Consider the following 23,022-nt stretch of genomic DNA (forward strand, 5'->3'; position numbering starts at 1 on the left):
GCCGAAGTGCTCATGGCCCTAGAATCTAGAGCCATGAGCAATTTGGTTTCTCCAAGCGAACTCCAGCAATCCATTTACCGCGGCGAGCGCGTCGCACTTCTTGCATCTTTGTGGGCACCAGGTGAGGGTGAGGCATACAACCAGTTCGCCTCCCTGCACATTCCTACCGCGCAGTTCGCCGACGCTGCGCACTCCTTCGTCGGCCTTCCTGGCTCCAAGGTGGGCCGTAACCCGCTTGTTAACCCGGAGCGCTTGAAGGAGAGCTGCGAGGCATGGGGACTGCGTCCCGATTGGGAGATCGTGGTCTACGACGAAGGCCGTGGCCTCTTCGCTGCACGCGCTTGGTGGACCCTGCGCTGGGCGGGCTTTAAGAACGTACGCATGCTCGATGGTGGCTTGGCTAATTGGCGCCGCCAGGGCTTTGCCACCCTTACGGGCCCAGGCAACCTTGGTCTTGCCACCGAGGTCGAAATCACGCCGGGCTCTATGCCGACTGCCACTATTGAGGACGTTAAGGCCCACGATGGCCTGTTCATCGATACTCGTACGGCAAACCGCTTCGCGGGCCGTCGTGAGCACCTCGATTTGAAGGCCGGCCACATCCCGGGCGCAGTGAACCTGCCGGAGCGCCAGTTCCACAACGAAGACAAGACCATCAAGTCCGACGAGGAAATCCTAGAGATCCTCGACAATGCTGGCATCACCAAGGAAAACGTCAAGGACGCCATCGTCTACTCCGGTTCCGGCAACCACTCCGCGCTGACCATCGGCATCCTTGAGGGCCTTGGATTCACCGGCCTGCGCCACTTCGTCGGTGGCTGGTCCCAGTGGTCCGCAGACCCATCCAATCCAGTCGAGCGCGGCGACCGCACGACTGTATAAATAACCTGCGTAAATTAACCAGCGCGCCAGCCTACTCACCCCAAGACTTCCTACTAAAGCCTACTCACCCCAAGACTTCCTACTAAAGTCTTGGGGTGATGCCTATTCTGATCATTGCCCTAGTCCTCGCCGCGGCCGGCGTCGCGCTTCTCCTCCTCGACAAGCGCCAGCGCACCAACCAGCTTGACGGCACTAGCTCTATCGAGAGCCGCGAATCGCCAGAGCGTCCCACCGCTGCCGAGCCACGTGAAGCCAAAACGTTTGAACCGCAGGAGGAAGGACTTGCGTCTGCGGAGAACGCAGTGGAGCAAGAGCCTGCCTCAGTACAAAAGCCTGCCCCGGTAGATAAGGACCAGGTGGCCGCCGAAGCAGCCATGCACGAGCAGCAGCAGGATGCTGAATCGGAGCCAGCGGCCGCTGAGGAGCAGGCGGCACCGGAGCGCAGAAACGAGCACCTTCTGCGTGCACGTGACTTGGTGCCCGGGTCGCTGCGCCGTGAGCGCAAGGCATGGGGTGAGCGTCACCAGTTCGAGTACACCAAGCAGGATGACTACCTAGCTGATGAATGGATGCGTGGCGCAGCGGCCCTGGGTGCGGCGCCGAAGGATATCGTGGCAGGGTTCGTGCATGGTCACGAGATGCTGCTGATGGACTTGGGCGGCATCAACGTCATGGCAATGCGCACCGGTGCGGCATCAGACATCGTGGTGGACTTCCGCCGCATCGGCCTCGCAGAAGAACACTTTTCGGAGGACCTGATCAAGGTCGACGACGTTGAAGGATTCGAGATGTTCGCAACCGACGCGGGCGTCGGCAAGCGGCTCATCGATGAGCGCCTAGAAGTTGCCCTTGAGCAGATGCCCGAGGAGGTCACCGCGGCGTGGATGGAATCTGAATGGGTGCTTGCCCAAACCACCAAGCACGCGCGCGGCGCGCAGTGGGATGCCATGCTGGCCCCGCTTGCAAAACTTGCCGATTGCGCCCGTGTTCTGCCGCCACGTTCGGCCGCGATGCAGGTGCTGCGCATAGCTGAGCTGGACCCGAGCCGCGAGATCCCTGAGCTGCCGCAGCCTGAGCCGACCGGGCCTACCCTTGTGCCGGACCGCGAGGAAATCCAGCGCCCGCACATCCAGCGCCCGGAAGAGCCGGTAGAGCTGCCGAGCCGCACCCGCAGTGAGTCCCTCGGCGAGGTTGACCACAGCGCGCTGGGTGCGGACGAAGTCGACGCCATTGCCGACGGCCGCGAGCGCCCCCTGCTCGATAAGGCGCAAGCGCGCATGCGCCGTGATCTCAACGGCCGCTCGACCATCTTCGGCGACGAAGAAGCAAACGAGTAGTCTTAAAGCGATAATCCCGCAAAACATGGCGGGACAAGAAGCGGCATAAGAAACAAAAAGGAGAGCCATGAGCTTGGATGCACAGAAAAAGGCCCGTCTGGCAGAGCTGGTCAAGGAACTGGCTGTTGTACACGGCAAGGTCACCTTGTCCTCCGGCAAGGAGGCTGATTACTACGTTGACCTGCGCCGCGCCACCCTTCAGCACGAGGCTTCCCGCCTCATCGGCTCCTTGCTGCGCGAGCTGACCGCGGACTGGGACTACGTGGCAGTTGGCGGCCTGACCCTGGGCGCTGACCCCGTCGCTACCTCCATCATGCATGCCGACGGCCGCGATATCGACGCCTTCGTGGTGCGCAAGGAAGCCAAGAAGCACGGCATGCAGCGCCGCATTGAGGGCTTCGACGTCACCGGCGCTAAGGTCCTCGTGGTTGAGGACACCACCACCACCGGCAACTCTCCGCTGACCGCCGTCGAGGCGCTGCGCGAGGCAGGCGCCGAGGTCGTCGGTGTGGCCACCGTTGTGGATCGCGCAACTGGCGCCGGCGAAGTTATCGCCGCTGAAGGCCTGGAGTACCGCTACCTGCTGAGCTTGGAAGACCTTGACCTCGCCTAATAACTCATCTGCGCAAGAGCCTGTAGAGACAGGCAAGGGCCCTACCGAGTGGAACGAAGGCCGCCACGGCGTCGGGCCGTGGGAGGGCCCCTGGCCAGACGGTGCGCAGTATGACCCAGAGCTGCTGCGCGAGGGTGATCGCCGCAACGTGGTTGACGCCTACCGTTACTGGAGCAGGGAAGCGATCACCGCGGACATCGATAAGCGCCGGCATGCCCTGCATATCGCCATCGAGAACTTCGAGAACGATTCCAACATCGGAACCGTGGTGCGCACTGCGAATGCCTTCGCCGTCGACACCGTGCATATCGTGGGTCGCCGCCGCTGGAATCGCCGCGGGGCCATGGTCACTGACCGCTACCAGCACCTGCAGCACCATGCCACGGTGGAGGAGCTTTTGCAGTGGACCAACGCCGAAGGGCTAACTGTTGTCGCCATCGATAACACCCCCGGATGCGTCCCCCTTGAAACGGCAGAGCTGCCGGAGCGCTGCCTGCTTTTGTTTGGACAAGAAGGCCCCGGCGTTACCCAAGCAGCCCAAGATGCAGCGTTAATGACCTGTTCCATTGCCCAATTTGGCTCGACTCGTTCGATCAACGCGGGCGTCGCCGCGGGCATTGCCATGCATGCGTGGATTCGTCAGCATGCTGACTTAGAAAAAGCGTGGTAAATCGTTGTCTCAAGTAGATAAGATGGAGTAACGAAACCATAATCGAGAGTGATAGACCTACAGTGGAAGAGACATGGGCACACCGCGCGGACCTCGCGGAAACCGCCATCAATGAACGCCATGCGCAAAACGTATGGTCAATTCCGCGTACCAATCTTGCGGTCGTCAGCTGGCCGCCGACTGGTAAGGAGAAACTCTTCGTCCACTGGCACTACTGGTGGCAAGCTCATTACCTCGATTGCCTGGTAGACGCCGCGCTGCGTAACAACACCAAGGCGCGCCGCGCCCGCATCGTGGACACCATGCGCGGCATCCGCATTCGTAACATGAGCCAGCTTACGAAGAATCGTTATTACGACGACAAGGCGTGGCTGGCCCTGGCTATGGATCGTGCCGAGCAGCTCAAGCGCATCAAGCCGCATAAGCGCCTGGGCTCCTTGCAACACAACATCCTGGAAGGCACCGACCCCCAAATCGGTGTGCTGCCGTGGCGCGAGGGCGAGACCTTCCTGAACGTTCCATCCAACGGCCCCGGCGCCATCATGCTTGCCCGCATGGGGCGCATCGACGAGGCCCGCCACATCGTGGACTGGATCTATGACCATCTGGTTGATGATGACGGCTTCATCATGGACGGCGTGCGCATGCGTATGGACGGCCCGGAAATCGTGAAGGCTATCCACCCGTATTGCCAGGGCGTGGTTCTGGGCGCCTGCCTGGAAATTGCATTGGCACTGCGCGAGAAGGCTGGGCTGACCTCACTGGAGAGCATCGACACCATTCAGGAAGCCGAGCTGGCAGCGGATACGATGCACTACATCACCAACATCCGTGGCCTAGTGCAGGCGGTGGCAACCGGAATGGCTACTCCGTCCGGCGTTATCAACTGGATGACGGGCGACGGCGATGGTGGCCTGTTCAAAGGCATCCTCGTGCGCTACCTTGCGGACGTTGCTGTGCGATTGCCGGGCGATTCCCCGGCTAACCGCGCCACCAAGAAGCTTGCGGCTCGCATGGTCGTGGCCTCTGCTGAATCCGTGTGGGAACACCGCTTGGAGGTAGATGGTCTACCTATCTTCGGCTCCGACTGGACCACCGATGCTCGCCTGCCACATAACTATGGCTTCGGGCCGAATACCGTCGGCGAAAAGGTAGGCATCATCCGTGTTGCAGAGCGCGATCTTTCGGTCCAATTGTCGGGCTGGATGCTGCTCGAGGCCTGCGCACGAGTCATGAAACACCAGTCCCAAGAAAAATAAAAGCGCATTACAACCGTACTATTTTGTGGTTTCACCTGCGTATCGGCAACCGCCCACCAGGCGCCTGCCTGCATTAAGGAAGTTCACAAAAATTCTGGCGGCGAAACCGGGCAAAAACAGGCATACTTGGGATTTGGAACGTGATTGCCCCAACACACTAAGGATGGAACTTCATGCCAATCGCAACTCCTGAGGTCTATAACCAGATGCTGGATACCGCCAAGCAGGGCGGTTTTGCATTCCCGGCCATCAACTGCACCTCTTCTGAGACCATCAACGCGGCTCTGCGCGGTTTCGCAGAAGCTGAGTCTGACGGCATTATCCAGTTCTCCACTGGCGGCGCTGAGTTCGGCTCTGGCCTTTCTGTGAAGAACAAGGTGGCAGGTGCTCAGGCTCTGGCAGCTTTCGCTCACGAGGCGGCAAAGCACTACGGCATCAACGTTGCGCTGCACACCGACCACTGCCAGAAGGAAGTTTTGGACGAGTACGTCCGCCCCCTCATCGCCATCTCCCAGGAGCGCGTTGACCGCGGCGAGCTGCCTTTGTTCCAGTCCCACATGTGGGATGGCTCCGCAATCCCAATCGACGAGAACCTCGTCATCGCCCAGGAGCTGCTGGAGAAGGCACGCAAGGCAAACATCATCCTCGAGGCTGAGATCGGCGTCGTTGGCGGCGAAGAGGACGGCGTCCAGGCTAAGGCCGGCGCAAACCTCTACACTTCCGTTGAGGATTTTGAAAAGACCATCGATGCACTCGGTACCGGCGAGAAGGGCCGCTACTTGCTGGCCGCTACCTTCGGCAACGTCCACGGCGTTTACAAGCCGGGCAACGTGAAGCTGCGCCCAGAGGTTCTCGACGAAGGCCAGAAGGCCGCCGTCAAGAAGCTCGGCCTGGAAGAGGGCTCCAAGCCATTCGACTTCGTCTTCCACGGCGGCTCCGGCTCCGAGAAGGAAAAGATCGAGCAAGCTCTCTCCTACGGCGTTGTGAAGATGAACGTTGACACCGATACTCAGTACGCGTTCACCAACCCGGTTGCCCGCCACATGTTCGCTAACTACGACGGCGTCTTCAAGATCGACGGCGAGGTTGGCAACAAGAAGGTCTACGACCCACGCTCCTACATGAAGAAGGCAGAGCAGTCCATGGCTGAGCGCGTGGTTGAGGCCTGCACCGACCTGCACTCCGTGGGCAAGTCCATCTCCAAGTAAGACTGACCACCAAACCACACAACACAGAGCCGTTCCCCCACACACCCCGCAGCCGCAGGGAACCCCGCAGCCGCTGGGAGGGAGGAGCGGCTTTGCTGCGTAGCATCAAAGAATGCGCCGGCAAAGTCCCTGGCCACCATCCTCGCCCGTGTCAAACCGGAATCAAAACCCAAATGGTGAGGTCACCGCACAATAAAAGGGACTAGTGTAAACCAATGGGGCAAATGAGGCCCGCAAGTGGTGAGGTGACCTCACCATCTAGAGCGAACCCAGCCGCGACCCAGACCGACCCCAGCCGCGACCCAGGCCGACCCCAACCAGAGCCAAGCAATCCACACGGGCGAACTAAGATAAGGAAACCATGGCGGAAGCAAAGGATAAGAGCACCAAGGAACGGGCCAAGCTGACTACGCGCCAACAGCTGCGCAGCTTTGACCGCTCGGTCAAATCCCGGTTTGCGCGCGTGAAGTCCCGCTTCCTCTACATCGTCCAGTCCACCCTCGGCGCCGGCCTGGCTTTCTTCGTGGCACACGTCGTCTTCGGCCACGCTCAGCCGTTCTTCGCGCCGATGTCCGTCATCATCATCTTGGGCCTGTCCGGCGGGGACCGCCTTAAACGCGCGGTGGATCTCTCCATCGGCGGTATCGTCGGCGTTATCGTGGGCACCCTCCTGGTTGACGGCCTGGGCACCGGCCCTATCCACATGACCATAATCATCGGTTGCTCGCTGCTCATCGCATCCTTCGTGACCGAGTCGCAGCTCATCAGCAACCAAGTGGCCATCGGCGCCATCCTGATCGCCACCATCATGCCCCCGGAGGAGATGGGCGGACTCTCCCGCGCCATCGATGCCATCATCGGCGCCTTCATCGGCATCTGCATGGTCGCCCTCATTCCGACCTCCCCATTGCGCGCCGTGCGTAAGGAAGTATCCAAGGTTCTGCGGGTGGCTTCTGCAGTGCTTTCCGACGTCGCCGGTGGCCTCCGCGACGGCGATAAGAAGGCGATCCTGGAAGCTCGCGACGCCGTCCGCGGTACGCAGAGCGATATCAATGACATGCTCCAGGCGGCCAAGGGCAGCGCCGAGACCGTCAAGGTTTCCCCATTCCTGTGGAGCTGGCAGCGCAACATCCGCTCCCTGGAACGCATCCTCACCCCAGTGGACAACGCCATCCGCGGTGTGCGCGTGCTTTCCCGCCGGGCCTTGGTGCTTTCGGAGGACGGCGACCACGTCACCGAAGCCCAACTTGATCTCATTGATGAGCTTTCCGACGTCACGTATGAGCTCGCCGAGCTCTACGGCCGGGCTAGCAGCAAGGAATCGCGCGCCAACGAGGCCGTGGTCATCCCGGAGATTGTGCACCGCCTACGCGTCCTCGGCGCGAACGCCACCATGGACGTGCTTGGTGAGGACGGCGTTCTTTCCGCCTACTCACTCCTCGCACAGACCCGGTCTATCATCGTTGACCTGCTGATGGTCTGCGGCATGTCCCGTGAATCTGCCGTGGCGCAGCTTGCCCCCACCTCTGACCATCCGGCCTACCCACCGGAAGTCCTCGACACCGACTAAACGCACGAAGTAAAGCCGCAATAATTAAGGCCGGACAACCTGCAGATCACGCAGGTGCCGGTAGAAGGTCACGCGTTTGACGGCTCGCTTCGCGCTGACGCCATCGACGATTACGCGCAGCTCCGGGCCGCCTGCTTGCACCGCGCGGCCGGTGCAGATGCTGGTTTCATCGAGCTGGCCGGAGGCGATGGGGGAGGAGAACTTCGATCGCAGCCACCCGCCGAAGCCGGACTTTTGCTCTGCATTAATGCCTAAATCTGCGGATTCAGCAACGGGGGAGACAGCCTTCGCTGCCAAAATTCCCGGTGCATCAATCATCGGTACCAACCGGGCACCATACGTACCAATGCCGGCCTTGCCGGTACCTTCGTGGCGGACGACAACATGATCATCCACGATGATCTCGCCGGTGATGTCCTTGTTATTCCACTCGGAAATCGAAGCCGAGCCTGCCACGGCAAGACCTGCATCATTGCGGATCAGCGGTACTGGGTGCACCGGTGCTGAAAGCGCAACGCTGAGCGCAGATTGCAGATCGGTAGGCAGGCCCCAGTTGCGGGCAGCGGGCGAAGAGGAATCCGTGGGCACATAGGCGAGCTCGGCCCAGAGGTAGTCGCCGCGCATCATGCGGCTAAGAACTGCACTCAAGGCGGCGTCATCTCCAACCACGACGATGCGCAGTGGTTCCACCAAGTGGGGCGCTTGCGGCGCGAGGGCGGGGGTACTCAAATGTCGGACGTCTGGCTGGGCGGCAATCTCATCGAGCGAAGGGGTGGGATCTTCCGGCAGTGCGGTCTTCGCGGCTGCATCTAGCGGACGAAGCTCGGAGCGGGTTGGAACCGCGCTGACGTCGAGAACTTCTGCATGTGGGGGCAAATCCAGGCTGAGTCTGCTACCGCAACGAACAACGATTAGGGCCACCGTGAGTTACCTTGCCTTTCCCAGCGAATCACCCCGCGAATTAGGGCATAACTTCTACACCCTACAACGCAAATTACCCCCATTGATAACCGCCAATTGGGGTGGAGGGGGTCACATGGGGATATATTTTTAGTCCACACTACTTTCAACTTCACATTTTATTTATCTTCGTGCTGTGGCACACAGGTAACTATCCCGACAACTTCACGGAGGCTTCATCTTGGCAATTGAATTCACCATGATCCAGTCCATCGGCATCGCTGTCGTGTTGCTCTTGCTGGGTATTTGGCTCAAGCAGCGGATCTATTTCTTTGAGCGCTTTGCTATTCCGGCCCCGGTTATCGGTGGCTTCCTCTTTGCTTTGATCAACCTGGTGCTGCACCAGACCGGTATCGCTGAGATTACGTTCGATACCACGCTGCAGAGCTTCTTCATGGTTATCTTCTTCACCACGGTGGGCTACGGCGCATCGTTGAAGGTGCTGCGCGCCGCCGGCCCGAAGGTAATGGTCTTCCTCGTTGTGGCGATTGTTCTGACCATTCTGCAGAACGTCGTTGCCGTGGGCCTGGCTCCAATCGTTGGTGTCGATGCCAAGTTGGCCTTGATGACGGGCTCTGTTTCCATGACCGGTGGCCACGGTGTTTCTGGCGGTATCGCGCCTCTTGTCGAGCAGTCTGGTGTTAGCGGTGCAGAAACCGTGGCCTACACCGCAGCTACCTTCGGCCTCATCATGGGCTCGCTCATGGGCGGCCCGCTTGCTAACCGCCTGATTACCAAGCGCAACCTGATGGATCAGAAGGCAGCAAAGGTCGACATCGATGAGTCTCTGATTGCTCACGTCGCTCGCAAGCTGCGCGGCGACGCCATGCTGCACGCCTTCGTGATGATTCTGGTTTCGATGCTCATCGGTAGCTTCGTGACCGATGCGATGAACCACCTCGTGGGCATGTTCACCGATAAGGCAGCCTTCCCGCTTTACTTCGGCTCCATGATCGTGGCGATCATCCTGCGCTTCATCAATGACTCCCGTGAGCAGAAGGAATACAAGGAACTGGTCCCAACCCAAGAGGTTGAGATTCTCGGCGTCATTGGCCTGAACTTCTTCCTGGCGATGGCTCTTATGAACATCAAGCTCTGGGAGCTCGCTGAGCTGGCTGTTCCTATGCTCATCCTGCTGGTGGGGCAGACGGCACTCATGTGGCTGTTTGCCAATTTTGTCACCTTCCGCGTCATGGGCCGTGACTACGACGCCGCGGTTCTTACCGCTGGCCACTGCGGCTTCGGTATGGGCGCTACCCCGAACGGCATGGCAAACATGGACTCCGTGGTCACCAAGTTCAAGGAATCCAAGCTGGCTTTCTTCATCCTGCCGATTATTGGCGGCATGTTCATCGACTTCGCGAACATCGTCAACATCTTGGTATTCCTGAACATCGCGTAAACGCGGCGAAGCAGCCGTGTCTAAAAATGAGAGCTGTCAATTAATACCCGTCTGCACACTTCTAGGGGTAAAGTGGTTGCGTATTTGGCTTCAATCATTAGGAAGTGACACCCAGACATGGCAGCAATCGTCATCGTTGGCGCTCAATGGGGCGACGAAGGTAAAGGTAAGGCCACCGATATTCTCGGTGGCAAGGTTGACTACGTAGTCAAGCCGAATGGCGGCAATAACGCTGGCCATACTGTTGTAGTTGGCGGCGAGAAGTATGAGCTCAAGCTCCTTCCCGCCGGCATTCTCTCTGAGAACGCAACTCCGGTATTAGGCAACGGCGTTGTTATTAATCTTGAAGCTCTCTTTGATGAGATCGACGGCCTTGAGGCACGCGGCGCGAATGCCTCGCGCCTGCGAATCTCCGCGAACGCTCACCTGGTAGCGCCATACCACCAGACCCTGGACCGCGTGCAGGAGCGTTTCTTGGGCAAGCGCGCCATTGGCACCACGGGCCGCGGTATTGGCCCGGCTTACTCCGATAAGGTCGCTCGCATCGGTATCCGCGTGCAGGACATCTTTGATGAATCCATCCTGCGGCAGAAGGTTGAGTCTGCGCTGGACATCAAGAACCAGATGCTGGTGAAGATGTACAACCGCAAGGCGATTGACCCTGACCAGATCGTGGATTACTTCTTGAGCTACCGCGAGCGCCTAGCACCGATGGTTATCGATGCAGAGCTGGAGCTCAACAAGGCCTTGGAGCAGGGCAAGCACATCCTGATGGAGGGCGGCCAGGCCACCATGCTGGATGTGGACCACGGCACCTACCCGTTCGTTACGTCCTCGAACCCGTCTGCCGGCGGTGCTTCCGTGGGCTCCGGTATTGGCCCGACCCGCATCAAGACCTCGCTGGGCATTATCAAGGCCTACACCACTCGCGTGGGCGCTGGCCCGTTCCCAACTGAGCTCTTTGACAAGTGGGGCGAGTACCTACAGACCACCGGTGGTGAGATCGGCGTTAACACCGGCCGTAAGCGCCGTTGTGGTTGGTATGACTCCGTCGTGGCTCGCTACGCCACACGCGTCAACGGTTTCACGGACTACTTCCTGACCAAGCTAGATGTATTGACAGGCATTGGTGAGATTCCGATTTGCGTGGCCTATGACGTCGATGGCAAGCGTTACGATGAGATGCCGCTAACCCAGTCTGAGTTCCACCACGCCACGCCAATCTTTGAGACCATGCCAGCATGGGATGAGGACATCACGGGCTGCAAAACCTTTGAGGAGCTTCCGCAGAAGGCTCAGGACTACGTCCTGCGCCTTGAGGAACTCTCAGGTTGCCGCATGTCCTACATTGGCGTGGGTCCCGGCCGTGACCAAACCATCGTCCGCCATGACGTCATGACCGACCACTAGATGTACGTTATTTAAGTTCGACAAATGCGAGATATCCAATCCGATATCTCGCATTTCTATTGCTGTATCCATGTTTTCGGATCACAGTGAGCAGGTTTTTGGCGGCGTGGCACTGGTTGCTACAGGGGCATTGGTAATTAGTCTCTTGGCTTAGCTAGATGCATCCGGATATGCCTGCGGAGCTTGATAAGCCTGCGAAAGGCCAGCCTGGCTTTTCGTTAATAAATCTGTGGGGTTGGTGTGCAATAATTCAAGGATGGATATTTCAGGCGACATCGCAGGTCATATAGGTACCCCCCTTACCGGTAACGCCACCAAAGTGCTGCTGCTTGGCGCAGGCGAGCTGGGCAAGCAACTAGTCATTGCCTTCCAGAACTTGGGCCTTGAGGTGCACGCCGTCGACCGCTACGCCGGCGCCCCTGCACAACAGCTCGCGCACTTTAGCTACATCGCAGACATCACCGATGAAGCCAAGGTGTTCGAAATCGCCCAGCGCATCCGGCCAGACTATATCGTCCCCGAAGTTGAGGTTGTGGCCGTCGAGGCGTTGTCGCGGCTTGAGTCCGAAACTCCCGCTGTCGTCGTCCCTAGCGCCCGGGCGTGCGAGCTGACCCAGTCCCGCCAGGCCATCCGTGAGGCGGCCGAAAGCATCGGGCTGCCCGTAACCGCATATCGCTTTGCCAGCTCCGCGGAGGAGCTTGCCGAAGCCGTCCATGAGCTCGGCATGCCGTGCATCGTAAAGCCTGATGTGGCAACCTCCGGCAAGGGCCACATGCTGGTCAAGGACGAGGAAGATCTCGAGGACGCATGGCACCTCGTGCGCCGTGTGTCTTCCGATGAAAAGCGCGTCATCGCTGAGCGCTTCGTGGACTTCGACTACGAGGTCACCCTCCTCGCCATTCGCTCCATCGACCCGGCAACCGGCAAACTCAGCACCTGGTTTAGCGAGCCCATCGGCCACCGTCACGAGCGCGGCGACCTCATCGAATCTTGGCAGCCGCTGGCCATGAGCGAGATCGCACTTGAGAACGCACGCTCCGTTGCCGCGCGTATCTCCAACGAGCTGGGCGGACGCGGCGTCTACGGCGTCGAGCTTTTCGTCGCCGGCGAGGACGTGTACTTCTCTTCCGTCTCCCCGCGCCCTTCCGATACCGCCATGCTCACGGGTTACACGCAGCGCTTCTCCGAGTTCGAGCTGCACGCCCGCGCCATCCTGGGCTACCCAATCGACGTCACCCTAACCTCTCCCGGCGCCAGCGTGGTGCTGCATGCCGACGCCGCGACTGACGACGTCGCTTATAGCGGCGTTGCAGAGGCCATGGCCTTCGAAGAGACCGACGTCCGTCTCTTTGGCAAGCCCGGTGCCTACGTTGGTCGCCGCATGGGCATGGTGGCTACCACCGCAGAAGACGTCGAGACTGCGCGCGACCGTGCCGCGCTTGCGGCCGCCAAGATCAGCATCAGCCAGACCCCGAACGCGCACGTTGTCGCTAACGCACAGGCCGTGGACCCAGTAGCTAACGATGCCGCCGACATCGATTTCGTTGAGGTCGCTGAGCCCGTCGTCGAGGTCGACCCAGTTCTCAACCGTTCCGCAGACGATTAGCCCTCGCGGCGCAGAATCATCGGCTGGTGGGGGATGCCCTCGTCGTCGAAAAGCGCGCCGCACACCTTAAAACCATAGGTGCCGTAGTAATCCACCAGCGGTGCCTGTGCCTCCAAGTAGACCGGCTGGCCGCTCATGGCCACCGCGGCATACTGCAACGCCGCTTCCATGACCTGCTTGCCCAGCCCCGTGCCGCGGGCCTGCTTGCCCAAAGCAAAGCGGCCAAATTTGGCCACCTCCTCGCCATCCAGCGTGGAGGGGAAGACGCGCGCGGTGCCAGCCAACTGCTGGGTCTCATCATCAATCGCCAGGATATGCACCGTGCTGTCGCGTGCATCCGTATCGTCAATCTCTGCATACGGGCACTGTTGCTCGTGCACGAAGACGTCCACTCGCAACTTATACAGCTCGTGCACCTGCAGCGGGCTGAGGTGAGACAAGTTCGCAGCGGAAATCGTGTAAGTCATGGCACACGATTGTACGTGAGCGTTAGTCCTGTTCGGTGCCTTGCGTGGACGCTTTCTGCAGGCGCGCAATGTGCAGCGTTAGGTAGCTGACCTCATCCGCGGTAAGTTCCGTGTCCATGCGTAGCTCGATGAGCTCTGCGATAGTGCGTGAGCAGTCTGCCGCCTGCGGGTACTGGGCGTTGATTGCCTCGGCGATTGCGGTGCCCTGCGAGTCCAATTGCGTGTGCTCCGCCATGCGGACGAAGAGATAGCGCAAGTGCGTAATGAAACGCGCGACGGAGATTTCCTCGCTGTTTAGCTTCACTCCGGCATGCTGGCCGATGATGTCGAGCAGCTGCTGGATTAGCCCCGTCATGCGGTAGGTGCCAGACAAGTCGCCTACCGAGAACCCAGCATTGACCAAGTGCAAAGTGATGGCAATGGCCTCTGACTCCGCTAGCGGCGCGTGCAGCTGCTCGTTAATTACGCGCAAGAGGCGCTTGGCTAGCTCGAAATCCTCCTGATATAGGTGGCGCACCTCCGCTTCGAGCGGATAGTTGATGGTGGCGCCGCGGTGGACCGCGGAGTGGACGTGGTCCGCCAATGCGACGACGAGGGTTAGCTTGTTGCGGTAGCTCTCCGGCACCGCGGCCTGTTCCATGGCCTCTAGCACCAGCTGGATGAACTCGCCCGGCACGGATGCGAGCATGAGGGCCGAGTGGTCGGGGTCGCGGCCGGAGGCTGGCACGAAAACCTTGACCACCTTGGCAGGGTCCACCTCGTCACCGGAGCGGGCCTTGAAACCGATCCCGCGCCCAGTAACGATCACTTCCTCTGCTGCGGCACCGGTGCCGCGGCGAGCGAGGATGACGTTGTTATTGAAAACGCGCAGGATCTGCATGAGGCCCGATGATAATAGAACTCATCGGGCCTCATGGAATAGCGCGCCGCATACGCGCCGAAGCGGTTTTAGCGGGTAGCGGTGATGATGGTATCGCCAGCCGTAGCCTTCTTAATTCCGGCCGGAGTTACCTCGGCCAGGGACTTGGTGTTGGTGACTGCTACGACGATGGTGGTGTCGAAACCGGCGGCGCGGACTGCGTCGAAGTCCACGGTGGCTAGCAGATCGCCAGCCCCCACGGTATCGCCCTTCTTAACGGCAGGAGCAAATCCCTCGCCCTTCATCTTCACGGTGTTGATGCCGATGTGGACGAGGACCTCGACGCCGGACTCGGTCTTGATGCCATAAGCGTGGCCGGTCTTCATAGCGCTGACGATGGTGCCCGCAACAGGGGAGTAGACCTTGTCTTCAGCAGGGATGACTCCCACGCCATCGCCCAGCGTGCCGGCGGAAAAGACCGGGTCATCGATCTCGGCCATCGGGACAACCTCGCCCTCTGCAGGGGAGGAGATGTCGGTGACGGTGCCGGCAGCGGCGGCTGCGGGTGTGGCTGCGGGTGCGGCTGCGGACTCGGCCGGGGCGTCGGCAAGCGGTGCGTCCTTCTCCTCTTCGGCTGCGGCCTTGAGCGCTGCGCGCTCTTCCGGGGAGCGGTAGTCAGTGATGAAGACCGCCAGGAAGGCTACGACGAATGCCACAGCAATGGCGATGGCGTACTTGGCCATCGGGGTAAACACAGAGATGGTCAGCAGGGAGGTGAAGACGAAGGCATCCGTGGTGATGCCGTTGGAGCCCAGGGTCAAAAGTGCCACGGTCAGGCCACCGGCAAAGCAGCCCACCAGCATGCGCGGGTAGATGCGCTTGTAACGCAGGTGAATGCCGTAGAGAGAAGGCTCGGAGACGCCGCCCAGCAGGCCCGCAACCAATGCGGAGCCGGCGGTCTGACGCATCACGGTGTCCTTATCGCGGATGGACAGTGCCAGCACGGCGGCGGTGGCGCCGAAGCAGGCGAAGTTCCAAGCACCCATTGGGCCTTGGATGAAGTCATAGCCCAAGGTCTGGATGTTTACCAGCATCAAGGCGTTCAGCGGCCAGTGCAGACCCAGCGGAACCAGGAACGGGTAGATCATCGGGATAGCCAGGGCGAAGACGAATGGAACGTTGTCATTCATCCAGGACAGGCCGGCGCCGATGCCGTTACCGGCCCATACGCCGAACGGGCCGATGAGAAATGCCGTGAGAGGGATGACGATGAGCATGGTGAAGAACGGGACGAACACCATGTGCAGAGCCGAAGGAATGATCTTCTGGAAGAAGCGGTAGACCAGCGCTGCCACAAAGGCCATCATCAACGGCACGAAGACGTTGCCGCCGTACCCCGGAAGCTGCATGGTCATGCCGAAGATGGGAATGGAGCACTGCTCGCTGCCCAACGTATCGTTGACCACGCACTGGACGGCAGGGTTCTCAGAAAGACCCAAGAACTCCGGAGTCAGCAGGGCGGCCATGATGGCGCCCGGGACCCATGGGTCGATTCGCAGCTTCTTGCCGGCGTTGTAGGCCACCATCAGCGGCAGGAAGTAGAAGACGGAGCGCCACATGGCGTCGACGAAGAACCACGAGGCGGGCTTGTCCTCGGCGCGGAAGTCGACGATTCCGAATGCGTCGAGGATCGACGCGAAGGCAATAATCAGCGAGGCGCCGAGCAACACACCCAGAATTGGTCGGAAAGAATCGGACAAGTACTCGAAGAACTCGTCCATAAAAGGAACCTTGCCCTTCGCCTTCGAGCGGGCCGCGGCTTTGATGTCCGCATTCGAAGCGCCGCCGCCTTTCATCTCCGGCAAAGCGTTGATCTCGTCATAGACGGTAGCGACGTCGCCGCCGATAACTACCTGGTAATTTGAGCCGCCTTGCGGCACGGCGCCGAGCACCTTGGGGATGGCGTCGAGCGCTTCCTTGTCAGCCTTCGAAGCGTCGTTAAGCTGAAAGCGCAGGCGGGTGGCGCAGTGCGTGAAAGAGGCAATGTTTTGCGCGCCGCCGATGCCATCCAAGATGGCCTCAGCTGTAGAGCGCGTTTGCGTCGACATGAGATTTCCTTTCGAACTTCTTTCAGGGTGCAATGCAGTTCGCGAAGGTTCCTGGGGCCTACCCAGGAGGCCTAAAAACTACAAAAGACCCAGGAAGCTGGGTCTTTGCATTTCACAGTTCAGTGGAATGCGCAGTGCGCACAGCATCCTAGGTCTTGCCCAAAGTAACAATCCTTATAAATTCAACCTACTCCGCTGCTCTCACTCTGAGCAATTTATGTGACTCACCACACCACTTTTCTAGGCGGTTGGGCGATCGGAGGTTCCTAAGTGTGTTTTAGATTGCACTAAGCCTTTTTAAAACGGCTAAATTCGGACATCTCCAGTATGGTGAAGAAGTCACTGTGTGTTGTTCTTCGTGATGCGCAACACACAACATCGTCTACTCTTTGGAAAGAGAAAGGCTAGCAGTAAATGTCTTCACAGAACTCCGCACTCGTGAGCGTCATTGGCCGTGGTTTTGACGGCCTCGATATTGCCTCCCTGGCAACCGACCTCGGCGCGACCTTCGCGCAGCTCGATGACCTGGGCACCACCCTGGACCAGATTCTGGTCACCGTTCCAGAAGGCGACGTCGTGTTGCAGGGCACGGGTGTGATGGACTTTGACGCCAAGGCCGCAGCGGCCCTGGGCATCCCGTTTGTTCTGATTTCCAACGCTCCGCAGCGCACCTCCGACCTGGCCCTTGCACATGCCCGTTCCCTGGGTGCTGAGGTAGTAGGCGCGTTTACCGACGTCGCGTCTGTCCCCGGTGCGCTCGCAGCCATCGAGTCCGTCGCGCCGGTAATGAGCGCGGAGGTCTTCCAGAAGCAGTTGCTTGACCAGGCCCGTGCCGCTGGTGCACACATCGTTTTGCCGGAAGGCGAGGATGACCGCATCATCGAGGCAGCTGGAGCGCTTATGGCGGGCAAGGTGGCGAAGCTGACCATCCTGGGTGATGAGGCGGACGTCGCCAAGCGTGCGGAGCTCCTCGGGGTGGATCTCACCGGCGTGGACGTCATTGACCACCTGAACTCCCCGCTGGCAGAGGAGTTCGCTGCCGACTTCGCGGAGCTGCGCAAGAAGAAGGGCGTTACCCTCGAGCAGGCGCGCGAGACCATGAAGGACGTCTCCTACTTTGCCACCATGATGGTGCACAAGGGCCTGGCAGACGGCATGGTTTCCGGCGCTGCGCACACCACCGCGCACACGATTAAGCCTTCCTTCCAGATCATCAAGACCGCGCCGGGCGCATCCGTTGTTTCCTCCATCTTCCTGATGGTGATGCGCGGACGCCTGTGGGCCTTCGGTGACTGCGCGGTCAACCCGAACCCGACCGCTGAGCAGCTGGGTGAAATCGCCGTGGTTTCTGCGAAGACCGCAGCGCAGTTCGGCATCGACCCACGCGTGGCCATGCTTTCTTACTCCACCGGCACCTCTGGCTCCGGCCCGGACGTCGACCGTGCAGTTGCTGCTGTTGAGGCTGCCCGCGGCATCGATTCCTCCGTCAAGGTGGACGGCCCGCTGCAGTTCGACGCCGCTTGTGACCCAGGCGTTGCCGCCAAGAAGGCACCAGAGTCCGAGGTGGCTGGTCAGGCAAACGTCTTCATCTTCCCGGACCTGGAGGCGGGCAACATCGGCTACAAGACCGCCCAGCGTACCGGCGGCGCACTGGCAGTCGGCCCGATTCTGCAGGGCCTGAACAAGCCGGTCAACGACCTTTCCCGCGGCGCTACCGTTCCGGACATCATCAACACCGTCGCAATCACGGCTATCCAGGCAGGAGTCAAGTAAATGGCCTACGTACTCGTTCTTAACTCAGGTTCCTCCTCAGTCAAGTTCCAGCTGGTTGACCCAGCAGGCAAGGCTACCGACGCCCCGCTGGTCTCCGGCCTTGTGGAGCAGGTCGGCGAGCCGATGGGTGCCGTCACCGTCAAGACTGGTGGCGAGGAATACAAGGAAGAGCTGGAGATTCCTACCCACTCTTTCGGCCTGGAGCGCGCGTTCGACATCATGCACCAGCACAATGTCGGCCCGATGGACGTTGAGGTCATCGCCGTGGGTCACCGCGTTGTGCACGGCGGCCGCCTCTTCTCCGATCCACAGCTGATTACGGACCAGATTGAGTCCATGATTGAGGACCTCATCCCGCTGGCTCCGCTGCACAACCCGGCCAACCTGGACGGCATTCGCGTGGCTCGCAAGATGCTGCCGAACATCCCGCACGTGGCCGTGTTCGATACCGCGTTCTTCAACACCCTGCCGCCGGCTGCTGCGCTTTACGCCATCAACAACGAGGTGGCCTCCAAGTACGACATCCGTCGCTACGGCTTCCACGGCACCTCCCACGAGTTCGTCTCCCAGCAGGTCCCGCGCCTTCTGGATAAGGACCCGAAGCGCGTCAACCAGATCACGCTGCACCTGGGCAACGGTGCTTCGGCAGCCGCAATCCGCCATGGCCGCCCGATTGACACCTCGATGGGCCTTACCCCGCTGGCTGGTCTGGCAATGGGTACCCGTTCTGGTGACATTGACCCGGGCATCATCTTCCACCTCTCCCGCCAGGCGGGCATGTCTATCGATGAGATTGACAACCTGCTCAACAAGCAGTCTGGTGTGAAGGGCATTTCCGGCGTCAACGACTTCCGTGTGCTGCGTGAGCGCATCGAAGCCGAGGACCAGGACGCATGGCTGGCATACAACATCTACATCCACCAGCTGCGCCGTTTCATCGGCTCGTACATGATTGCGCTGGGCCGCGTGGATGCGATCACCTTCACCGCGGGTGTGGGCGAAAATGACACTGAGGTGCGCCAGGATTCGCTTTTCAACCTGGGAATGTATGGCATCCACTTTGACAAGGAAGCAAACCTTGTGCGCTCGAAGGAGCCGCGCATGATTTCTGAGCCGGACTCGCCGGTCAAGGTCTTCGTGGTGCCGACCAACGAGGAGCTGGCTATCGCACAGAAGTCCGCTGAAATCGCCGATATGGCGCGTGAGGCGGGGCTGTACTAGTTCGCGTTTGGAAGGAGCCAACCTGGTGGTTGGCCCCTTCGTCGTGATGAGTTATCCACAGATTTGGCCTGTCGCGCCAATTCCGTCTTGCGCTAGTACTGGCCAGGCTAGTGGACTGTCCCTATGGAACAATTCGGGGGAGTAGTGGAAGGGCAGTCGCTGCCTTGGCATGAAGAGCAGCTGGCGCGGTGTTTGCGGGCGGGCCATAGTGCTAGACGGGCGGTGCTAGTAGGAGTTTCGGCGGCGCGGGTGCATGGGTTGTGGGTCCTCCCGCCGCGGTGCGGCGAGGAGCCGGTGACGCTCGCTCTGCGCTCTGGCGTTATGCCGCCGCGGAGAGACTGGGGCCACGGCCGAAGTTACAAGAAGATGCGTCTGCCAGATTCTATGGTCGAGAAGGCGCAGGGCGTTCGCGTGACGTCTGCCTTGCGCGCCGCGTTGGATGTCGCTCGCTTCGAAGGCTGGATTCGCGGCTTCGTGGCACTCGAATCATGGTTCCGGATGCATCCTGAACTCGAAGTCGAGGCTGCCAAGGCTATGGCTATGGATTGCCTCGAGACTATGGGGCGGGTCAAAGATATCGCTGAAGCACGTCGAGCTATATCGCTTCTTTCTGGTCAATGCGAGTCGCCCTACGAGGCATTATGTATCGCGTTATTGGCACACGCAAAGATGGGTCATTCCATCCAACAGCAGGTCTGGGTGATTCCCAGTGTTCGAGTTGATGTTCTGATTGATGGTTGGCTGGTATTGGAAATTGATGGAGCCGTGAAGTATGACGGCGAAACCTATGGCTCAGATACCCGGTGGGTAATCGTGGAAGAGCGTCGCCGCGAGGTGCGATTGCAGAATGCCGGCTACACGGTATTCCGTGTGACTTCGACTGAGCTGTTTCACCACCCGCAGAAGTTCCTCGCAGATTTGCGGGCAACTTGGGTGTCTGGCCGTGAGCGGGGACTGCAGCAAGTGGTGCGCCAGGCGTAGGCGCTTTCGTGCTTCCTCTCACCAGGGCTCCTCACCATTTGCAGGTAGTTGGCCTAGATGGTGAGGTCGAATTGTAACTACTGTGACTGGCGTTGTCTGCTGGGGCTGCTGATTGCTCACCTCACCATGTGGTCCTCACCATTTGGGCTGAGGCACGACGCGAATAGTCAAATGGTGAGGTCGCGATGTGGCTAGTGGGGCCGGTGTTTACTGTTGGGGCTGGTGATGGCTGTTGAGGTGACGTTTTGAGCGGTTGACCTCACCATTTGGAAAGGCGGCCATGGCGGAGGGCCGAGCCGCGGAGGCGGCCAGGCTAAAAGTTGGTCACCGGCCGCACCTGGTTCGCTAGGTCCACCAGCGCGTAGCGGTGCCGCGCGAAGGGCGCCTGCCGGGCTAGGGCGCGCAGAGTATCGGCCAAGCCGTAGCGTAAGCCGCGCTGCGTGAAAGCGAACTCGAAGAGGTCATTCGGAGAGGCCGCCGCATCGAGGTCACAGTCGCGGAGGAAGTTCAGGCCCGCGGAGATGACTGCCGCCTTGACCTGCAAAAATCGCGGCTCATTTTGCGGGATCTCCTCCAGCCGGCGGGCAGCGCGGCGGATACGAGACTCGGAAAGATCGTGCAGTACCAGTTGCAAAATGGTGGTCAGCCGGGCCATGCGGTAGTGGCGCGAGGCGTTGGGCACGCGATCTAGCGTCGTCACGGCCAGCTCCACCTGCTGTTCCGAGCGCAGCTGGCGGGCCAGGCCGAAAGCGGAAGAGACCGTGGTCGGGTAGGTGGCCCACACGATTCCGTACAGACGCATCGAGTTAAAACGCAGGTGAGCCGGGTCATCGGTGACGTGATCCCAGATTCCTCGATCGTCGGTAAACAGTTCGTTCGGCAGCTCGTCCAGGCTGGTAGTGAGGTTCGCACAAGCCCGCGCGATGGCAGGATCGATGAGCGAGACTTCGTTGTAACCCAGCTGCTGCAAGATGAGCTCGTTAATCGCCGCGATAGCCAGCTTCGGCGCCGGCTCGCCCGGCAGCAGGTTGAGGACGTTCGCGAAGTGCACTTGGGCGGCGCGATAGTCGTCGAGAAGCAGCACGGCGACGCCGGAGTACCACTGGAAGCGCCAATCGTTTCCGAGCTTGTCCTCAATCGAGGCGAGCCATTCGCGGGCCTGGCCGGTATAGCCCAGGTCGATCATGGAACGCACCACGCCGAGCGGGATTTCTGCGGATTCCTCGTACTCCGGGGCCTGCATGGCCTGACGCAGCGTTTCGAGGGCTTCCTGCGGCTCCGTGTAGGAAGCACCCTGCAGGAGCGCGGCGCCCACGTCCGAGCGGTCCACCAGGGGCGCCGGCAGCGCCGAGACCACCTCGGAGGCGGTGATGCGCACGGTGCGGTCGATGCCGTCAATCAGCTGATCTGTGCGAAAGACCAGGTGCTTGGTGCCGAAGGTCGTACGCTGTGGGGAAAACAGCGAGTGCTGCGAGGGATGCTGAACGCCATCGCGCAGGGCGATGACCTCGCGGAGCACACCAAAGAGCTGGTCCCGCAGCTGCGATACGCTCTGAAAGCGCTTGGCCGGATCTGGGTCCGTGGCGCGCAGCAGCAGCCGGTAGAAGGAGAGGTAGCGGCGCAGCAGCGGCTCCTCGGCAGGGGAAGGCAGCCCGGGTAAGTAGACGCCGTCTTCCTGCGGCAGATGGAAGGTCAGGCAGGCCAGCGTGCGGCCGATGGTGTAGATATCCGAGGCTACCGAGGGGCCATCCTTGGCAATCTCCGGGGCTTGGAAGCCCTTCGTGCCGTAGATGTGCCCGAAGGCGCCGATGCCGGAGACCGCGCCAAGGTCAATCAGCTTGACCTGGTCCTCGGTGATGATGATGTTCGAAGGCTTTAAGTCGTTGTAGACAACCCCGCGCGCATGGAGATAGTCCAGCGCCGGCAGCAGCTCCAAGATGTAGGCAATCGCGGTATCGACCGGGAACAGGCGGTCTGCCTGGTCGTTGCGCCGCTGTTTGAGCGAGGGGCCGCCCACGTACTCCATTACGATGAAGCCGCCGTCCACGCGGGGGTCATCGATGAAGTTGAAAATCTTCACGATTCCCGGGTGCGTAATATCCGCCAGGAACTCGCGCTCGACCTCTGCGGTGGCGGTCTCGTCTGAGGACTTCTCCGCCTGCATGCCCTTGAGCACCACGATGCGCCCGGAGACGAAGTGGTCATTAGCCAGGTAAATCCAGCCCAGACCGCCGTGGGCAATAACGCCCAGAATTTCGTACTGACCTGCCACGATATCGCCGGGAGAAAGCTGCGGCGGGGCAACCTTCTCCTTTGCGGGGTCGATGAGCGCCGCCGTAGGGTTGCGCGGCACGATGAAAGGCAAGCGCGCCATGCCGTCGGCCACCTCGCGGTCGGTGCGCTTGGCCGCACGCCGCTGGCGGAAGGTATCGATGGCCGCGCGCCGCGAGCGCTGCGAGGCATCCTCCTGCTTGCGGCGGTCACGCAGCTGCCCCAGCTCCGCAATCAGGGCGCCGATATTATCCGGGTCGTTGAAGTCGCTGTCCGCATCCGCGCCGTCCTCGTCCGCGAAGGGGTCGAAGGCCACGGCCGAGGTACCCTCCTCATCCGCAAACGGGTCGAAGGGGACTGCTTGGGTGGCATCATGCGCCGCGCTTGCCGACGCCGCACTGGACGCCGTGTGCATCGCCGCCGTC

General features: G+C 60.5%; 18 protein-coding genes. 13 read left to right on the forward strand and 5 right to left on the reverse strand.

Translation table 11 applies throughout. The annotated features are described in order from the left end of the window. Positions 1-33 precede the first annotated feature (33 nt). The 7 genes from QKB66_RS07915 (at position 34) to QKB66_RS07945 (ending at position 7,539) form a co-directional block, all read left to right on the forward strand. Positions 34-882 carry a sulfurtransferase gene (locus QKB66_RS07915; RefSeq protein ID WP_070497926.1) on the forward strand — a complete coding sequence of 283 codons (849 nt, stop codon included), beginning with the start codon at positions 34-36 and terminating at the stop codon, positions 880-882. A 98-nt stretch (positions 883-980) separates the two neighbouring features. Then, positions 981-2,219, forward strand: a complete 1,239-nt coding sequence (locus QKB66_RS07920; protein WP_414253053.1) for a hypothetical protein — start codon at positions 981-983, stop codon at positions 2,217-2,219. Positions 2,220-2,286: 67 nt separating this feature from the next. Further along, positions 2,287-2,832 (forward strand): orotate phosphoribosyltransferase, encoded by a 546-nt coding sequence (gene pyrE / locus QKB66_RS07925; protein ID WP_062036999.1) that lies wholly within the window; start codon positions 2,287-2,289, stop codon positions 2,830-2,832. Then, positions 2,819-3,502, forward strand: coding sequence for a TrmH family RNA methyltransferase (locus QKB66_RS07930; protein ID WP_070497929.1), 684 nt, complete (start codon positions 2,819-2,821; stop codon positions 3,500-3,502). Before pyrE ends, QKB66_RS07930 begins: the two co-directional genes overlap by 14 nt. A 62-nt stretch (positions 3,503-3,564) precedes the next feature. Next, positions 3,565-4,761 carry a glycoside hydrolase family 76 protein gene (locus QKB66_RS07935; protein WP_070497931.1) on the forward strand — a complete coding sequence of 399 codons (1,197 nt, stop codon included), beginning with the start codon at positions 3,565-3,567 and terminating at the stop codon, positions 4,759-4,761. A 173-nt stretch (positions 4,762-4,934) separates the two neighbouring features. Further along, positions 4,935-5,969, forward strand: coding sequence for a class II fructose-bisphosphate aldolase (gene fbaA / locus QKB66_RS07940; protein ID WP_061924895.1), 1,035 nt, complete (start codon positions 4,935-4,937; stop codon positions 5,967-5,969). Positions 5,970-6,330: 361 nt separating this feature from the next. Then, positions 6,331-7,539 carry an FUSC family protein gene (locus QKB66_RS07945; RefSeq protein WP_414253054.1) on the forward strand — a complete coding sequence of 403 codons (1,209 nt, stop codon included), beginning with the start codon at positions 6,331-6,333 and terminating at the stop codon, positions 7,537-7,539. A 24-nt stretch (positions 7,540-7,563) separates the two neighbouring features. Here QKB66_RS07945 and QKB66_RS07950 read toward each other — a convergent pair whose 3' ends face one another. After that, the gene (locus tag QKB66_RS07950) at positions 7,564-8,460 is read right to left on the reverse strand and encodes a hypothetical protein (protein WP_414253055.1); all 897 of its coding nucleotides are present in this window, start codon (positions 8,458-8,460) and stop codon (positions 7,564-7,566) included. Positions 8,461-8,680: 220 nt separating this feature from the next. On the opposite strand from QKB66_RS07950, the gene gltS reads away from it, so the two are divergent. The 3 genes from gltS (at position 8,681) to purT (ending at position 12,917) form a co-directional block, all read left to right on the forward strand. Further along, positions 8,681-9,901, forward strand: coding sequence for a sodium/glutamate symporter (gltS, locus tag QKB66_RS07955; protein WP_414253056.1), 1,221 nt, complete (start codon positions 8,681-8,683; stop codon positions 9,899-9,901). A 117-nt stretch (positions 9,902-10,018) separates the two neighbouring features. Further along, positions 10,019-11,311 carry an adenylosuccinate synthase gene (locus QKB66_RS07960; RefSeq protein ID WP_070497933.1) on the forward strand — a complete coding sequence of 431 codons (1,293 nt, stop codon included), beginning with the start codon at positions 10,019-10,021 and terminating at the stop codon, positions 11,309-11,311. A gap of 256 nt (positions 11,312-11,567) precedes the next feature. Then, entirely contained in the window at positions 11,568-12,917 is a 1,350-nt protein-coding gene (gene purT, locus QKB66_RS07965) for a formate-dependent phosphoribosylglycinamide formyltransferase (protein ID WP_248093049.1), read from the forward strand. Here purT and QKB66_RS07970 read toward each other — a convergent pair. The 3 genes from QKB66_RS07970 to QKB66_RS07980 form a co-directional block, all read right to left on the reverse strand. Then, a complete protein-coding gene (locus tag QKB66_RS07970) occupies positions 12,914-13,384 on the reverse strand; it encodes a GNAT family N-acetyltransferase (RefSeq protein WP_248093050.1) in 471 nt (156 codons plus the stop codon). The genes purT and QKB66_RS07970 overlap by 4 nt on opposite strands. Positions 13,385-13,406: 22 nt before the next feature. Next, on the reverse strand, positions 13,407-14,264 hold the full coding sequence (locus tag QKB66_RS07975) for a BglG family transcription antiterminator (RefSeq protein WP_248093051.1): 858 nt from the start codon (positions 14,262-14,264) through the stop codon (positions 13,407-13,409). Between the two features lie 68 nt (positions 14,265-14,332). Beyond that, a complete protein-coding gene (locus tag QKB66_RS07980) occupies positions 14,333-16,351 on the reverse strand; it encodes a glucose PTS transporter subunit IIA (protein WP_248093052.1) in 2,019 nt (672 codons plus the stop codon). Between the two features lie 414 nt (positions 16,352-16,765). On the opposite strand from QKB66_RS07980, the gene pta reads away from it, so the two are divergent. The 3 genes from pta (at position 16,766) to QKB66_RS07995 (ending at position 20,326) form a co-directional block, all read left to right on the forward strand. Then, positions 16,766-18,124: a phosphate acetyltransferase gene (gene pta / locus QKB66_RS07985; RefSeq protein ID WP_061924832.1), complete on the forward strand. Its 1,359-nt coding sequence runs from the start codon at positions 16,766-16,768 to the stop codon at positions 18,122-18,124. Then, entirely contained in the window at positions 18,125-19,345 is a 1,221-nt protein-coding gene (locus QKB66_RS07990) for an acetate kinase (protein WP_248093053.1), read from the forward strand. Between the two features lie 294 nt (positions 19,346-19,639). Next, a complete protein-coding gene (locus QKB66_RS07995) occupies positions 19,640-20,326 on the forward strand; it encodes a hypothetical protein (protein ID WP_414253057.1) in 687 nt (228 codons plus the stop codon). Positions 20,327-20,639: 313 nt separating this feature from the next. Here the strand turns inward: QKB66_RS07995 and QKB66_RS08000 are convergent, their stop codons facing one another. Then, on the reverse strand, positions 20,640-23,012 hold the full coding sequence (locus tag QKB66_RS08000) for a serine/threonine protein kinase (protein ID WP_371326202.1): 2,373 nt from the start codon (positions 23,010-23,012) through the stop codon (positions 20,640-20,642). Positions 23,013-23,022: the final 10 nt, after the last annotated feature.

This window comes from Corynebacterium sp. c25Ua_89, assembly GCF_047459735.1.
GTDB classification, from domain to species: domain Bacteria; phylum Actinomycetota; class Actinomycetes; order Mycobacteriales; family Mycobacteriaceae; genus Corynebacterium; species Corynebacterium simulans.